At 53.7% G+C, this 15,480-nt stretch carries 17 protein-coding genes and 2 tRNA genes; 3 read left to right on the plus strand and 16 right to left on the minus strand.

The window, feature by feature from the left end; genetic code table 11:
• Positions 1–27 precede the first annotated feature (27 nt).
• From ESZ91_RS09685 to ruvC, 13 genes are all read right to left on the minus strand, one after another.
• Positions 28–1,071, minus strand: a complete 1,044-nt coding sequence (locus ESZ91_RS09685) for a hypothetical protein (RefSeq protein ID WP_129226700.1) — start codon at positions 1,069–1,071, stop codon at positions 28–30.
• Complete coding sequence (locus ESZ91_RS09690) at positions 1,064–2,515, minus strand: preprotein translocase subunit SecD family protein (protein ID WP_161971133.1); 1,452 nt, start codon at positions 2,513–2,515, stop codon at positions 1,064–1,066. Before ESZ91_RS09690 ends, ESZ91_RS09685 begins: the two co-directional genes overlap by 8 nt.
• A gap of 142 nt (positions 2,516–2,657) precedes the next feature.
• Positions 2,658–3,149, minus strand: coding sequence for a gamma carbonic anhydrase family protein (locus ESZ91_RS09695; protein ID WP_129226704.1), 492 nt, complete (start codon positions 3,147–3,149; stop codon positions 2,658–2,660).
• A gap of 48 nt (positions 3,150–3,197) precedes the next feature.
• Positions 3,198–4,523, minus strand: a complete 1,326-nt coding sequence (gene scfB / locus ESZ91_RS09700) for a thioether cross-link-forming SCIFF peptide maturase (protein WP_129226706.1) — start codon at positions 4,521–4,523, stop codon at positions 3,198–3,200.
• A 60-nt stretch (positions 4,524–4,583) separates the two neighbouring features.
• Complete coding sequence (gene scfA, locus ESZ91_RS09705; protein ID WP_129226708.1) at positions 4,584–4,745, minus strand: six-cysteine ranthipeptide SCIFF; 162 nt, start codon at positions 4,743–4,745, stop codon at positions 4,584–4,586.
• Between the two features lie 66 nt (positions 4,746–4,811).
• On the minus strand, positions 4,812–5,198 hold the full coding sequence (locus ESZ91_RS09710) for a TIGR04086 family membrane protein (RefSeq protein WP_129226710.1): 387 nt from the start codon (positions 5,196–5,198) through the stop codon (positions 4,812–4,814).
• Positions 5,199–5,269: 71 nt separating this feature from the next.
• A complete protein-coding gene (gene yajC, locus ESZ91_RS09715; protein ID WP_129226712.1) occupies positions 5,270–5,701 on the minus strand; it encodes a preprotein translocase subunit YajC in 432 nt (143 codons plus the stop codon).
• A 122-nt stretch (positions 5,702–5,823) separates the two neighbouring features.
• Positions 5,824–6,942: a tRNA guanosine(34) transglycosylase Tgt gene (gene tgt, locus ESZ91_RS09720; protein ID WP_129226714.1), complete on the minus strand. Its 1,119-nt coding sequence runs from the start codon at positions 6,940–6,942 to the stop codon at positions 5,824–5,826.
• Between the two features lie 16 nt (positions 6,943–6,958).
• The gene (queA, locus tag ESZ91_RS09725; protein WP_129226815.1) at positions 6,959–7,978 is read right to left on the minus strand and encodes a tRNA preQ1(34) S-adenosylmethionine ribosyltransferase-isomerase QueA; all 1,020 of its coding nucleotides are present in this window, start codon (positions 7,976–7,978) and stop codon (positions 6,959–6,961) included.
• Positions 7,975–8,760: a GNAT family N-acetyltransferase gene (locus ESZ91_RS09730; RefSeq protein ID WP_129226716.1), complete on the minus strand. Its 786-nt coding sequence runs from the start codon at positions 8,758–8,760 to the stop codon at positions 7,975–7,977. The genes queA and ESZ91_RS09730 overlap by 4 nt, the downstream gene beginning before the upstream one ends.
• A complete protein-coding gene (ruvB, locus tag ESZ91_RS09735; RefSeq protein WP_129226718.1) occupies positions 8,753–9,799 on the minus strand; it encodes a Holliday junction branch migration DNA helicase RuvB in 1,047 nt (348 codons plus the stop codon). Before ruvB ends, ESZ91_RS09730 begins: the two co-directional genes overlap by 8 nt.
• A 15-nt stretch (positions 9,800–9,814) precedes the next feature.
• Positions 9,815–10,399: a Holliday junction branch migration protein RuvA gene (ruvA, locus tag ESZ91_RS09740; protein ID WP_129226720.1), complete on the minus strand. Its 585-nt coding sequence runs from the start codon at positions 10,397–10,399 to the stop codon at positions 9,815–9,817.
• Between the two features lie 10 nt (positions 10,400–10,409).
• Positions 10,410–10,904, minus strand: a complete 495-nt coding sequence (gene ruvC / locus ESZ91_RS09745; protein WP_129226722.1) for a crossover junction endodeoxyribonuclease RuvC — start codon at positions 10,902–10,904, stop codon at positions 10,410–10,412.
• A 155-nt stretch (positions 10,905–11,059) separates the two neighbouring features.
• Between ruvC and argH the strand changes: the two genes are divergently transcribed.
• On the plus strand, positions 11,060–12,442 hold the full coding sequence (argH, locus tag ESZ91_RS09750; RefSeq protein ID WP_129226724.1) for an argininosuccinate lyase: 1,383 nt from the start codon (positions 11,060–11,062) through the stop codon (positions 12,440–12,442).
• A gap of 46 nt (positions 12,443–12,488) precedes the next feature.
• On the opposite strand, the gene ESZ91_RS09755 is transcribed toward argH, so the two are convergent.
• The 3 genes from ESZ91_RS09755 to ESZ91_RS09765 form a co-directional block, all read right to left on the minus strand.
• A complete protein-coding gene (locus ESZ91_RS09755) occupies positions 12,489–13,691 on the minus strand; it encodes an ABC transporter permease (RefSeq protein ID WP_161971134.1) in 1,203 nt (400 codons plus the stop codon).
• The gene (locus tag ESZ91_RS09760; RefSeq protein ID WP_129226728.1) at positions 13,651–14,430 is read right to left on the minus strand and encodes an ABC transporter ATP-binding protein; all 780 of its coding nucleotides are present in this window, start codon (positions 14,428–14,430) and stop codon (positions 13,651–13,653) included. Before ESZ91_RS09760 ends, ESZ91_RS09755 begins: the two co-directional genes overlap by 41 nt.
• A 154-nt stretch (positions 14,431–14,584) precedes the next feature.
• Positions 14,585–14,661: transfer RNA gene (locus ESZ91_RS09765), tRNA-Pro, on the minus strand.
• A 98-nt stretch (positions 14,662–14,759) separates the two neighbouring features.
• Between ESZ91_RS09765 and ESZ91_RS09770 the strand changes: the two genes are divergently transcribed.
• Both ESZ91_RS09770 and ESZ91_RS09775 read left to right on the plus strand, forming a co-directional pair.
• Complete coding sequence (locus tag ESZ91_RS09770) at positions 14,760–15,224, plus strand: low molecular weight protein-tyrosine-phosphatase (RefSeq protein WP_129226730.1); 465 nt, start codon at positions 14,760–14,762, stop codon at positions 15,222–15,224.
• Between the two features lie 82 nt (positions 15,225–15,306).
• Positions 15,307–15,383, plus strand: a tRNA-Pro gene (locus ESZ91_RS09775).
• Positions 15,384–15,480 lie beyond the last annotated feature (97 nt).

The following is a 15,480-nucleotide window of genomic DNA, read 5'->3' on the forward strand; positions in this document are numbered from 1 at the left end:
ATAAAACCCGCCTTTTTATTTTTGTTGTTAAGATTCGCTTTTGGCTTCGCCGACGGTTTGAACCTTTTCTTTTTGCTTTTTCTTCTCCGCATCGAAATTGTATTTCGCTTTTTTCGCTTTTGCCGCATCGAATTTTTCTTTGAAAACGGCGAAGATCGAAGGAGAAAGCACGAGTGAAGAATAGGTGTTGACGAGCACCGCTACTAAGGCGCAGAGCATGAACGAAGTCAGATCGAAGCCCGTGACGACGCCGATCACGCCCAGCACTACGATGACGGCGAGCATGATGATCGCAGTCACGAATACGGGTTTGCGGCTCCCTTTCGCGGATCTCTCCACGGCCTCTCTTGCGGGAAGTTCCTTATATTCGTCGCTCTTGAAGTCGCGGCGCATTCTGCCGAATACGAACCCGTTCAAGAATACCGAGAACAGCAAAGCGAACGCCCCGATCGCCGCGATACCGACGCCCGCGGGGATGCGAAGGAGCGCAACGAGCGCAAGCGCGAGCAGAACGTCGTGCACGCCAGCAATGCCCATCGCGATGCCCATGCCGAGATTGAAACGGATGGCAAAGTATGCGAACGCGAGCACGACCACGACTGCCGCCGCGATGGCGAACGTCCACATATACTTATAATAATCGAGATTGTTCTGGCGGTGCTGCGCCACGTAGATAAAGGAGGTCTCGCCGAACGTCTTATCGGTTTCGCCCGCTTTCTGGGTGGAGATCGCCGTTTCCAGCGCCTTTACGTACGTTTCCAGCGTCGCTTCGTCGTAACTGCCGTTCAAAGTGTATTCGAAAGTCCCCTTGTCCGTCGTTTCCAGATAACGGCCGCCGCCGACTTTCGCGCCCGCGTCTTCGAGCGTCGTTTTGCACAGTTCGTCCAGATCGTTGCGGAAATCTTCGCGCACGGTGACGATGGGATCGCCCGTCACGGTGATGACGGTCTTGTCCTTGGTAAAGCCGTCGTCGTTAAAGCCGCCGAGCACCGAGAACATGACGACGCCTACTATTATGAGTACGAGGCTCACAGCCAAAGAGATAAACAGGCATTTATTGTTTTTAGTCATCTTCGAGTTCCTCCCTCTTGAAATTGCAGAAGGCAATCTTATTCTTTGCCGAGGACAAGAAGAGATACAGATAGAATCTTGTCAGTAAAAGCGTGGTCAGCGCGGAAATCACGATGCCGATGAGGAATATGAGCGCCGCGAATTTGACGACCGACGCAGAGATGAGCCACAGCACGATCGCCGCGATGAGCAGGATCACATGAATGTCGATGGTGAACGCAAGGCTCTTTTTGTATCCCGATTTGACCGCCGCGTTCAGCGTCTTGCCCGAATAGAACTCGTCGGAAATGTTTTTGAATGCGAGGAGGTTGCAAGCGAGCGCGATGACCGACGCCAGCAGAATAGCGATCACTCCGCCCATTGTCAACTGTATTCCGTCTATCAGCGCGATACACAGGATATAGATGACGGCAAAGGAAAGAAAACCGTACACGTGGGCCAGTCCCATCCCCTTGTAACGGATGAGGAACGCCACGATCATCGCGAGGACGGCGACGCCGAACGCGATGGCGATATAAAGGGCGGCGTGTTCGCCCATGGTCGCCGTAAAGGACGCGGCGCCCGAATTCGTAAAGGTAAGATCGAAACGGTCGCTTTCATGCAACGCGGTATCGAGGACCACGGATACGGAAGTTGCCGTGGAGCGGGTGGTGAAACCGCTGATGGCGACGTAGTTCTGGTCGATCGCTTCGGTGACGCTCACGTTCATCAACTGTTCGGTGCCCATGAAAACGTACAGCGACGCGCCGGAGGAAGAGCCGGAACTCGAATCGGAGGAAGACGACGCCGCAAGGTCGGTCGTGATCTTGGTAAATTCTTTGCGGCCCGCTTTCGTGAAGTTCAGAACGACGTAATAGGTCTCGTCGCTGCCGGAAACTTCCACGCTCTTGATATATTCGGAGGTGCCCTCCATCAGAACGTTGCGGGAGTTGGCGGTGGAAGCGGAACTGCGGAAAGTGAGCATGCCCGAAAGCGCGAGTTTTTCGAACACGTTGTCCGCGTCTTCGTCCGTATCGGGGATCTCCGCGATAATGGTATAGTCATCCTGTACGCGGAGTTTATAATCGGAAAAGCCTTTGTTCTCGTATCTTCTCTGAATGATTTTCAGCGCCGTGTCGAATTCCGACTGAAAAGTTTCGGAAATTTCATTGTTCGAGTAGATATCCGTAGAAAGATACACGCCCTTGTATGCCGTATAGTCCTCGGCGCTCGCCTCGTCCGCTTCGACCAAAGACTGATATTCCTCTTTGGAAATCACGCCTTCGGGGTACATAACGGTCTGATATCCGCCGCCGAGATCGCACCCAAGGTCGATGACGCTGAGTAGCGAATTGTAGTTCTTAACGGTGGACGGAACCGAAAACGATGCGACGCTCATTGCCAATAATACGGCGAGTATCAGGGAAATGAGAACGATCAACGCCACCGATTTTTTCTTGCCCATTGCTTCCTCCTGCAAATTAGAGATGATTTTAAGCATAAAAATGCAAAATAACAAATATACTCAAATATTATATTAAATATCACCGATTAAGTCAAGTGTAAAATTTATGTTTTTTTCCTTTTTTATCGGATTATCATAAAAATCACTCGCCGCGGTACGCCTTTGCCAGTTCGATATAGGCGCTTGCGTTCAAAAGAATGCTTTCCAGATCCTTCCCGTCCGCGCGCCGCACGATCTTATAGGGATTGCCCACGACGACGCTGCCCGCGGGAATGACCTTGTTCGGCGGGACGAGCGTTCCCGCGCCGAGGATACACCCGTCCTCCACGACCGCGCCGTCGAGCACGATCGCGCCCATGCCGACGAGCACGTTGTTCCCGATCTTCGCGCCGTGCACCACGGCGTTGTGCCCCACCGTCACGCCGGAACCGATCTCGCAGGGAACGTTGTACCCCACGTGCACGGTCGCGTTGTCCTGCACGTTGGTGTTCCCGCCGATTTTTACGGGCGCAAGATCGCCGCGGATACAAGCCCCGCACCAGACGTTGGCGTTATCGCCCAAGGTCACGTTGCCCGCCACGTAGGCGCGGGAATGGATAAATACGTTTTCGCCCTTTTCGATGCGATGTTCCATACTTCCTCCGAGAGACAAACGCCGTACCTTCACGGTACGGCGGAAATTTTATTTTTGCAGTTTCTTTTTTTCCGCGAGAATATGCATGGCGTTTTCCACGCGCTTTTTCATCATTTCGCAGGTGATCCCGTACGGTTCGTCGATATCGCCGTTAAAGTGATAGTTGTTGGCGCTGCAACCGCCGCTGCATATGTATTTTGCGAAACAGCCATCGCACTTTTTGCGCGTGAACAGGCAGGAATTTTTGAACTTTTCGCGGATCTTTTCGTCCAAAGTCCCTTCGTACACGTTGCCCATGCAAAACTGCGCATCTCCCACGAACTGATGGCAGGGATACAGATCGCCCGACGGCGTGACGGAAAAATATTCGTTGCCCGCGCCGCACGCGCTCACGCGCTTGGAAAGGCACGGTCCGCCCTCCAGATCTACGTTGAAATGGAAAAAGTTGAACCCTTTTCCCGCCGCGTAGCGTTTGAGATATTCGTCGCACAGCGCGTCGTAACCCGCGGCGACCGTTTCGAGATGTTCTTTGCCGATGGCGAGGTCGGGTATATCCGTGACCACGGGTTCCATGGAGATCGAATCGAAGCCGCTGTCCGCGAGGAACAGAACGTCCTTATAAAAATCGAGATTTTTCGCGGTGAACGTGCCGCGCACGTAATAGTGCTTGTCCCCGCGGATGCGCACGAAATTTTTGATGTTTTCGATGACGAGATCGAAACTGCCCTTGCCGTTCGCGGTCTTTCTGACGGCGTCGTGCACTTCCTGCCTGCCGTCCAGGCTCAGAACGACGTTTTCCATCTCGTTATTGAGAAATTCCGCAACGTCGTCTTTCAGCAAAAGTCCGTTCGTCGTGAGAGTGAAGAGAAATTTTTTGCCGCGCTTTGCCGCCTCTTCTTTCGCGTAGGCGACGGTCTCTTTGACTACGTCGAAATTCATGAGCGGTTCGCCGCCGAAAAAGTCGGTTTCCAAAATCTTGCGCGAACCCGAATTTTCGATGAGAAAATCGATCGCTTTTTTCGCCGTTTCCAAAGACATGAACTCGCGGCGCGACTTGTAAGTCCCTTCGTCCGCAAAACAGTACTTGCAGCGCAGATTGCAGTCGTGGCAGATATGCAGACAAAGCGCCTTGACCTCGTTGCTCTTGACGGGGCGCGCCTTTTCCTCGGGCGCGAACAGAAGTCCCGCCTGTTTCAGTTCGTCAAAGTCCACCTCCGCCGCGCTTATTTCCTCTTCGGAGATATCCGAAAGGTCGACGCTTTCGCCGAGTTTGTGTCTTAGACAGCGCGCGGTCTTTTCGTCGCATTCGTGCAGGGAAGAACTGCCCGTATCGAATATGTAATGCTTGTCCTGATAGTGAAAAACATGTACCATGGAAATATCCTTTTTACAAAATTTCAGGAGCAGACCTTCTGCTCCTGAAACGAAAATTCATCAGTTATTTTTTTCGGGGTCGTTTTCTCTGGAAATCCGTTCGCAGGACTGGTTGCCGACCGTGCAACTGGTCTTGCACGCGGACTGACAGGTGCTTCTGCATTCGCCGCAGCCCGTGATCTTTCTTTCCGCGGGGCGGGCGATCGTCTTGATCTTATTCATAATGCATCTCCTTTTTCTCGCTTTTCCAATATTGTACACTATCCGCGGAAAAAAGGCAAGCGTTTTTTACTGCTGCGCGCCGTGCAAATTGACGGCGATGACGCCGCTGATGGCGCCCGCGACGCCCCCGAATAAAAATTCCAGCACGTTGGAAAGCCCGAACGAGATCTCCCCCGCGATGATGGCGAAAATGAAATAGGTGAACAAAATGACCAGTATCCCCGCGATCGCGCCTTTGAGCCAGCCCTTGGTATCGCGCAGCGACAAAAGACAGCCCAAAAAGATGGCGAGCGCCTTGATCACCTGATTGACGGGCGTGATGACCGACGAGCCGATGGAAAATATTTTGATGAGAAAAGCGAACAGCAAAACCGCCGCGAGCGTCACGATGACGGATATCCCCACGCTCTTGCCCACTTCGACGGCGCCGCCCTTCAATCCCGATCTCTGCATATAAAAAAACCTCCGCAAGATTTCATACTCTCAATCTATGCCGAGGTTTTGTTTTTTAGACCGTAAGAAACTTATTTCGTTTCGTCTTCGGGCTTATTTTCTTCTTCCTTGCTCTCTTCGAACACTTCTTCCGCACCCTCGCTCTTTACTTCCGCCTTGGGCGCTTCTTCCTGCGCGGGTTCGGGTTTCGCGTCCGTCTGATAGATGGCCTGCTTATCGAATTTGATATAGCATTCGCTGCCCTCTTCGCCCGTTTTCAGAACGAAAGTGTTCTCTTCGCCGTCGATGGAAACGACCGTGCCGCAGATACCGCCGATGGTCTTGACCTTGCTGCCGGGTTTGATCGCGTTGATCGTGTCGTTGAACTGTTTCTGCTTTTTCTTATTGGAAATCGCAGACCAGACGAAAAATCCCACGAGTACGACCACGACTAATATGATGAGGATGTACGAAGTCCAGTTATTGGTCTTGCCTCCTTCCTCTGCCAGAATGTTGAACAACATGATTTTATTCTCCTTACGATTTGTTAATTACTATATTAGTACGTTTATGCCTTTTTTGCAAGTATTTCAAACGTAAAATCGTGAAAAGTTGTAAAATTTTACCGTTTTAACACATTCCCGTTTCAGTTTTCGCCGTATTTCGCGTAAAAAGCGCGGCGAAATTCCGCAAGCGTTCCGTCCAGGATCGCCTGCCGCATATCCCGCATCAGTTTGTTCAAAAAGGTGATGTTGTGCAGGGAAAGCAGCATGGACGAGAGCATCTCCCCCGCGTTCACGAGGTGACGAAGGTACGCTTTGGAATAGTTTTTGCAGCAGTAGCAGTCGCACTCGTCGTCGAGCGGGGAAAAATCCTCTTTATAAACGGCGTTCCGCACGACCACTTTGCCCTTGGACGTGAGCGCCGTGCCGTTGCGGGCGATGCGCGTGGCGAGGACGCAGTCGAACATGTCGATGCCGCGCATCACGCCCTCTATCAGACAGTCGGGACTGCCGACGCCCATCAGATAGCGGGGCACGTCTACGGGCAGAGCGGGCTGCAAAACGTCAAGCATTTCGTACATCAGAGGTTTCGGCTCCCCGACGGACAATCCGCCGATCGCGATGCCGTGTTTCGCGAAAGGTTTGGCGTATTCCAGACTTTTCAGGCGCAGATCGGCAAAGAAATTGCCCTGCACGATGGGAAAGAGCGCCTGTTCGGGATTCGCGTGCGCCGCCGCGCAGCGTTCCAGCCAGGCAGCCGTCCTGTCGAGCGCGCGTGCGGCGTACTTTTCGTCCACGCCGTATTCGCTGCATTCGTCGAACTGCATGATGATATCCGCACCCAGCGCGTTTTCGATCTCCATGACCTTTTCGGGCGTAAAAAAGTGCTTGCTGCCGTCGATATGGGAATTGAACCAGACGCCTTCGTCCCTGATATTATTGAGTTTTGCGAGCGAAAACACCTGAAAGCCGCCGCTGTCGGTCAGAATGGGTCTGTCCCAGTTCATAAAACGGTGCAGTCCGCCCGCCTTTTTGACCAGTTCGTGCCCGGGGCGCATATAGAGATGATAGGTGTTGGCGAGCACGATCTGGCTGCCCGCCTCCTTCAAGTCCTTGGGGAGGACGCCCTTGACGGTCGCCTGCGTGCCCACGGACATATATACGGGCGTCTGAATATCGCCGTGCGGCGTGTGGAATACGCCCGCGCGCGCGCCCGTTTCGGGATCGGTCTTGATGATTTCGAATGAAAATTTTTCAGCCAATGTATTATCCTTACGATTATTTTATGAACATCGCGTCGCCGAAACTGAAAAAGCGGTATTTCTTTTCGATGGCTTCGCGGTAGACGGCGAGCGCGTTTTCGCGCCCCATCAGGGCGGAGATCAGCATGATGAGCGTGCTTTCGGGCAGATGAAAATTCGTGACGAGTGCGTCCACGCACTTGAACCGATACGGCGGGTAAATGAATATTTCCGTATCGCCGCTGCAAGGCCGCAAAAATCCGTTTTCGTCCGCCACGCTCTCCAACGTGCGCACCGAAGTCGTGCCCACCGCGATGACGCGGCGCCCCTCCCGTTTGGCAGCGTTGACGGTTTCGGCGGCTTTTTCGTCCACCCTGTAAAATTCCGAGTGCATTTTATGGTCGGTCAGATCGTCTTCCTTGACGGGACGGAAGGTGCCAAGTCCCACGTGCAGGAGGACTTCCGCGACCTCTACGCCCATGCCCTTTATTTTCGCCAAAAGTTCCTCGGTGAAGTGCAGTCCCGCGGTGGGCGCGGCGGCGGAGCCGTCCGTCTTGCAGTAGACCGTCTGATAGCGGTCCGGATCTTCGAGTTTTTCATGGATATACGGCGGAAGCGGCACGGTGCCCGCGCGGGACACGATATCCTCGAATACGCCGTCGAATAAAAATTCCACGATGCGCTCGCCCGTTTCGGTGCGGTCTTTCACGACGAGCGAAAGTTCCTCGGAAATGAAAAGTTCGACGCCTGTTTTGGCTTTTTTCCCGGGCCTTACGAGCACTTCCCAATGCGTGAGATCGAGGCGTTTCAATAAAAGGATTTCCACCCTGCCGCCGTTTTTCGTAAAGGCGAAAAGGCGCGCGGGCAAAACCTTCGTATTGTTGACGACGAGCACGTCGCCCGCCCGCAGGTATTCGGTGATCTCGCGGAATATCCTGTGTTCTGTGGTGTTCGTCGCCCTGTCGTAGACCAGAAGGCGGGAAGAATCGCGCGGTTCTGCGGGCGTCTGGGCGATCAACTCTTCGGGAAGATCGTAATAATAATCGCTTTTTTTCAGCATTGTTTATCCTGACCGTTTAAAAAATTTTCGACAAATTCGGCGGGCATGGCGGTCATCTGCGTCCACGCGGGGTAAAACCCGCATTTCAGCGCGTTTTTCACGGAGGGCAGATTACACCACGCAGCACAATAAAACGGCACTTTCCCCGCCTGCAATATTTCTTTCGCCAGCCGCGAAGTCAACGCCGCGGCAACGTTCCTTTTACGGTACGCGGGAAGCACATCCACGCCGATCTGCCACATCTCGGAGCAGTCCGCCGAACAACCCGCAAGCCCTGCCAGAGTGTCGCCGTCGTACGCAGCCGCGCAGAGCACGTCGTATTCTTTTCGTTCGGCGCAGAGGGCGTTTTGCCATGCGGGAAGGTACAAGTGCGCAAATTCCCGCGGAGAAAGCAGGCGGATACGCAACCCGCAGTCGACGGCGGGCAATTTATCGGGATCGGGCAAAAAGTATTCCGCCATAAAACAGACTTTCAACCCGAAGGGCGCAACAAGTTCGTTGAACGCCAATAGATTCGGCGTTTCGAAAGCGTGCGCCGCATCGACGCTCGAAAGATATTTTTCGAGAGCGGGAAACAGATCGGTGCGCGCCGCCGCCACGACGTTGGAGCCGTAGGAAACCATGTCGCAAACCTGCGGGCGGCGGATATATACGCGCGCGGACGGGTTTTCTGCCGCCTCGCCGATCACATAATTCCCGCGCAAAAAATCCTCGGGCAAACAGGCGCAGTCGATCGCAGACTGCGCGAGCGCGATTTTCAGTATTTCCGCTTTATTCATCGAACATAGAAATTTGCGCGCGCACCTTGTCGGACATCTTTACGCCCATATGCTCGTATGCGCCTTTGAGGCAGACGCGGCCGCGCGGCGTGCGCGCGAGAAAGCCGAGTTGCATGAGGTACGGTTCGTACACGTCCTCGATGGTGTTCGCGTCCTCGTTGATGGTCGCGGCGAGCGTTTCCAGCCCCGCGGGGCCGCCGTTGAATTTTTCGATGATCGCGCGCAGAAGATTGCGGTCGGTCTCATCCAGTCCCAAGTCGTCGATCTCCATTTTTTTCAGTGCGTAGCGCGCGTCCTCGTATTTCACGAGTTCGTTGCCGCCCACGGCGGAAAAATCGCGCACCCGCTTCAACAGGCGGTTGGCGATACGCGGCGTGCCGCGCGAGCGGCGGGCGATCTCTTTCGCCGCGCGCTCCTCCATGCCGATGCCCAGCGTCTTTGCCGAACGCGTGACGATCTCGGAAAGTTCGTCGGGGGTGTACATATCGAGACGGCACAAAACGCCGAAACGGTCGCGAAGAGGCGAGGCGAGCATACCCGCCTTGGTGGTCGCGCCGATGAGCGTGAATTTTTTCAGACTGAAACGGATATTGCGCGCCGACGGCCCTTTGCCGACGATGATGTCCAGCGCGTAATCCTCCATGGCGGAATACAGTATTTCTTCCACCGAGTGGTTGAGGCGGTGGATCTCGTCGATAAAGAGCACGTCGCCCTCGTTGAGGTTGGTGAGGATCGCCGCCAGATCGCCGCCTCTTTCGATGGCGGGGCCGCTGGTCAGTTTGATCTGCACGCCCAGTTCGTTGGCGATGATGTGCGCGAGCGTGGTCTTTCCAAGTCCCGGAGGGCCGTACAAGAGGACGTGGTCGAGCGCCTCGCCGCGCATTTTCGCCGAGGAGATATACACGCCCAGATTCTCTTTTACCTTTTTTTGCCCGACATAGTCCGCCATGCTCTTGGGGCGCAGAACGTTTTCTTCGCTATCCAGTTCACCCCGCGTGCTCATGACGAGCCGTTCGTCGTCGTATTCTTCGAAATCCATAAAAATCTCCGCCGTTTACATGCTTTTGAGCGCGGTCATGATGATATCTTCCAGACTCGCGGCGCCGCTCTCCTTGGCGCGTTTGACCGCTTTGGCGCTCTCCGCGCGGGTATAGCCGAGCGACATCAGCCCTACGATCGCATCGTCCTCCCCGTCCGCCGCGGGTATGACGGGCTGTCCTTTCTGCGGGGCGAGTTCCGCCGCCCCCACCTTTTCGCGCAGTTCCAATATGATGCGCTCCGCCGTCTTTTTGCCCAGCCCCTTGACGGCGCAAAGACCTTTTACGTCGGATGTGGCGATGGCGACGGCGATCTCGTTGATATTCATCTGCGAAAGAATGGCTATGCCCATTTTCGGCCCCACGCCCGACACGGTGGTGAGTTTCAGGAACATATTTTTCTCCTCCATACTCACGAAACCGAACAGCGTCAGCCCGTCTTCCTTCACTTGCAGATAGGTATACGCCTCGCCCGCGCCGTCGGTGACGAGCCGTGCGAACGCCGCGCCCGAACAGACGAGTTCGTACCCCACGCCGTTATTTTCCAGAAGGATCACCCCCGCTTCCGAGTGGATCACCTTTCCCTTGATATAACCGATCATATTTTTCTCCTCAGATCCCGAACAGCGAAGACAGCCGCGACGTATAGGAATGGCACAAAGCGACGGCGAGCGCGTCGGCGGCGTCGTCGGGACGGGGAATGCTTTTCAACTTTAACAGCGACGCCGTCACCTGCTGCATCTGGCGCTTGTCCGCCTTGCCGTAGCCCGTCAGCGCCTGCTTGATCTGCATGGGCGTATATTCGAACAGACGGCCGCAGCGCTTGACGCACGTTAAGAGCGCTACGCCGCGCGCATGGGCGACCGCGATGCCCGTAGTCACGTTTTTGCTGAAAAAAAGTTCCTCGACAGCCACTTCGTCGGGAGTGAATTTATCTAAAATTTTAGCGATGCCCTCTTCGAGCATGGCGAGACGCACGGGAAGATTTTCTTCCTTGGGCGTGAGCACCACGCCGTAATCGAGCGGGCGCACGTTGCCGCCCTTATCCTTATCCAAAATTCCGTAACCGAGGGTCGCAAGCCCCGGGTCGATGCCCAGTATAATCAAATTTCACTCTCTTTTGATAAAATCACAAAAATAACTTGAATTTTTTCATAAAATATATTAGAATAGTAGTAACCGAGAATTACTATCATATTTTAAAGTTTTCCTCGGAATAAGTCAAATGATTTCGACTTAAATCTAAAACGGAGATATAAATCATGAAATTGTGGGAAGGAAGATTCACCGAACCGAGCGCGAAGAGCGCGGACGAGTTTAACCAATCGCTGTCGTTCGACTATAAGTTGTACTGGCACGATATTCTCGCGAGCATCGCGCACGTAAAAATGTTGGGCGAAACGCAGATCATTCCCAAGGACGACGCGGAACTGATCAGCGATACCCTCGTCAACATCGTCGCCGACATCGAAAAAGGCAGCCTGACCATCGAAGGTGCCGAAGATATTCACACTTTCATCGAAAACGAACTGATCAAGCGCATCGGCAGCAAGGGCAAAATGATGCACGCCGCGCGTTCGCGCAACGACCAGGTGGCGACCGATCTCAGACTGTACGTAAAGGACAGCATCGTCAATATCAGTTCGCGCCTGCGCGCGCTCGTCAACGTTTTATTGGAGACGGCGAACAACAATATCCAGTTCATCATGCCAGGCTATACGCATATGCGCCGCGCCCAGCCAATTTCCGTCGCCCAGTATTTCAACGCGTACAGCGAAATGTTTCTGCGCGATCTGGAACGCTTTACCGACTGCTACAAGCGCGCCGACGTGATGCCCCTCGGCAGTTGCGCGCTCGCGGGCACGGATTTCCCCATCGACCGCCGCATGACCGCAAGCCTTCTCTCCTTCTCCGAAATTTCGCAGAATTCGATCGACGCGGTATCCGACCGCGATTTCGTGGCCGAATATATTTTCTGCTGTTCGACCGTCATGGCGCACCTTTCGCGTTTCTGCGAAGATCTCATCGTCTATTCGACCGACGAGTTCGGCTTCATCGAAATTTCCGACCAGTATTCGACGGGCTCTTCCATCATGCCCCAGAAAAAGAACCCCGATATCCCCGAACTCATCCGCGGCAAGACGGGGCGCGTATACGGCGATCTGACCGCGATTTTGACCGTCATCAAGGGAATCCCCCTTTCCTATAATAAAGACTTGCAAGAGGACAAGGAGCCGCTGTTCGACGCGGAAGAGACCGTTTTGAACTGCCTCGGCATCTTTACCGAACTTTTGCAGAATATTTCCTTCGACACGCGCGGCATGCGTTTCGCGGCGGCGGGCGGGTTCTCGACCGCGACGGACGTTGCCGATTACCTCGTGATGAAAGGAATGCCTTTCCGCGACGCGCACGCGGTGACGGGACAGATCGTGCGCCACTGCATCGAAAACGGCAAGTCGCTCGACAAACTCGACCTGTTCGTGTATCAGACGTTCTCTTCCCTCTTCGAAGAAGATATCCTGACCGTCGTCAAAGTGAACAAATCGGTAGAAGCGCGCAAAGTCGTGGGCGGCAGCGCCCGCAGCGCGGTGCGCGAGAATATCCGTTCCATTTCAAGAAGGCTCAACCGCCTGTTCAAAGACTAAACCGAAAAAAATCAGCCCGCAGGCAATGCCCGCGGGCTTTTTTCTTTTAATGGTTGAACATGATTTTTTCGCTCTTGAACATTTTCGCGAGCACGAACACCAGCGCCGCCACGTACGCGAGGTTGCTCGCGAGCGTGACCGCGAGGTTGACGCCGCTGAAATCGAACGCGAATATTTCGCTCATCATTTGCACGCAGTTGTAGATGGGAATGAGAAAGAGCGCGTGCGAGGAACTGTCTACGGTGAAAAACATGGACGTGACGGATACGAGCATGACCACGAGCATGAGCGGCACGGCGAGCGTGGTCGCCTCTTTCACGCTCTTGGAAAACGAGGAGATGATCGCGATCAGCGACACGATGATGAGCACCGCCGACAGCATGATGAGAAACAGACTGACGTACTGACCGAAAGAGTAGGCGCCGAGAGTCGAGCCGATGGAGCCGCCTATCAGTTTCGGTATGGATAAAAAAGTTCCGATAAACGAACTGATGGCGCTCAGCGACGATAAAGCGCTCAGCGACAGGACTTTGCCGACGACGAGTTCGCTCCTCTTGATCGGCGTGACCAAAAGCGTCGCGATGGTGCCGCGCTCCTTTTCGCCCGCGATGGACTCGGGCGCGATGCCCATACATCCGCTGTACAGCATCGTCATGATGATGAACGGCAGCATCATGGCGTACAGGCTCGCTTCCGCCTCCTGTTTGGTTGCGATATCGTAGGAGCCGCCGCGGTTGACGTCGAACAGATTGCTCATCATGTCCTCCCAGCCGTCCAGAAGCGACGTCAAGCCCGAAAACGCGGAGGAAGACTTTGTCGCGGCGGAATTGTAAAACACTTCCACATTGGGCGCCTCTGTATTTTCCGCGCCGAGCACGGCGTCGAAATTTTCCGGAAACACGAGCACGGCGTGCACTTCTCCCTTGGCGAGCGCTTCTTTTTCCGCCGTTACGTCGTTCGTTTCCGAATCGGTAAACTCAAAGGGAAAATCCTCCGACGCGCTTTCCAACATACCGATATACGCGGCAAACGCCTGCGAGGGATTGACGACGCGGATCTTGGACGGCTCGTTTGACGGCGTCGCGAAAGCGTTGCCCATAAAGGAATAGAGAACGAAAATGAGAAGCCCCGGCAAAAGCAGCGTGCCGAGCACCAGCCGCTTATCCCTGAAAAAGCGGGAAAATTCTTTTTGAATGATCGTCAGCACGTTACGCATCGTATGTCCCCACCGTCCTTTCGTAAATTTCAAAGAATACCTCTTCCAGCGGACGGCCGCCGCACAGATCTTCCAGCGTGCCGCAGGCAGCCATTTTCCCCTCGATGACCACGCCAACCCTGTCGCACAGTTTCTCGACGAGCGAAAAGATGTGCGTGGAGAGAATGACGCTCTTGCCCTGCGCTTTGAGTTCCAACAGAAAATCGGTGACGACCTTGGCGGTCAGAACGTCAAGCCCGTTGGTCGGCTCGTCGAATACGATGATGGCGGGATCGTGGATGATGGAGATAACGAGCGAAACTTTTTGTTTCATGCCCGTGGACAGTTCCCCCACCTTGACCTCGGCAAATTTATCGATCCCGAATTTTTCGAACAGTTCCCGCCGCCTGGCGGCGATCTTTTCCTCGCTCATGCCGTACAGTTTCCCGAAAAAACCGAACAGGTAATTGGGCGTGAAAAACTCTTCCAGTTTGAGTTCGCCCGTCATAAAGCCGAGCGAGGCGCGCACCTTGTCTGGTTCGCTCTTCACGTTTGCGCCGTTTACGTACGCCTCGCCTTCGTCCGCCTTGATGAGGGTGGACAGAATGCGCAGCATGGTCGTCTTGCCCGCGCCGTTGGGACCTAAAAGCCCGAAGATCTCCCCTTCGTACGCCGAAAAAGACAGCCCGTCCAACGCGACTTTCCATTCGCTTTCGGCCCGCTCTATCTTTTGCTGCCGTCTGGAAAGCCGAAAAGTCTTCCGGACGTTTTCCACCTTTAAAATTTCTTGCATAGTTACTCCTTGTTTTCAGTCATTATAATGGATATGCCGCGCTTTTGTCAATCCCGATTACGGCTGTGAAATATAATTATCTTTTTCTTAAGAAAAAGATAACGGCGCCGTTATCTTTTTCTTAAGAAAAAGATAACGGCGCCGTTACGAACTCTGGTCGAGGTGACGGGACTTGAACCCACGACCTCTTGGTCCCGAACCAAGCGCGCTACCAAACTGCGCTACACCTCGATATCAACGCATTTCATTATAACAAAACGCCAATCCTTTGTCAAACGAAAACGCGGATTTTGCTTTCCTCTTTTCAAAATTTATGCTATAATAACGCCATGGTCAAAGTTTTGTTCGTATGCCTCGGGAATATCTGCCGATCGCCCATGGCGGAATTCGTATTCAAAGATATGCTGCAAAAGCAAAATTTGAGCGACATATGTTTGGTCGCGTCCGCGGGCACTTCTTCCGAAGAAGCGGGAAATCCCGTGCACCGCGGCACCGCCGCGCAACTTTCCATGCGCAACATCTCCTGCGCAGGCAAGCGGGCGCGGAAGATCGTGCGGAGCGATTATTCCGAATACGATTATCTCGTCGGCATGGAACGGCGCAATCTTGCGGATATGCTCTCCTTTTTCGGCGGCGATCCCGCGCATAAACTTTTCCGCCTGCTGGATTTTTCGGAAAGCCCCCGCGACATTTCCGACCCTTGGTACACGGGCGATTTCGAAAGAACCTACCGCGACGTTTCGGAAGGCTGCAAATGTTTTCTCGAATTTTTGCGCCGCGAAAAAAAAATTTAAAAATTTTAAAAAATTTTTTCGAAAAACAGGTCAAAAAGATTTCCCTTTTTCAAAAAATATAGTATAATATTCATGTTGCTTTCGAGGTGTAGCGCAGTTTGGTAGCGCGCTTGGTTAGGGACCAAGAGGTCGTGGGTTCAAGTCCCGTCACCTCGACCATGTTTAAGACGTCGGTTTTGATGCAAAATGTTTCAAAGCCGATGTTTTTTTATTCCCGACGAAAGCCCTTTTACAGAGATAAAACAAAGCCGCCGAG

Source organism: Candidatus Borkfalkia ceftriaxoniphila (genome assembly GCF_004134775.1).
Lineage (GTDB): Bacteria > Bacillota > Clostridia > Christensenellales > Borkfalkiaceae > Borkfalkia > Borkfalkia ceftriaxoniphila.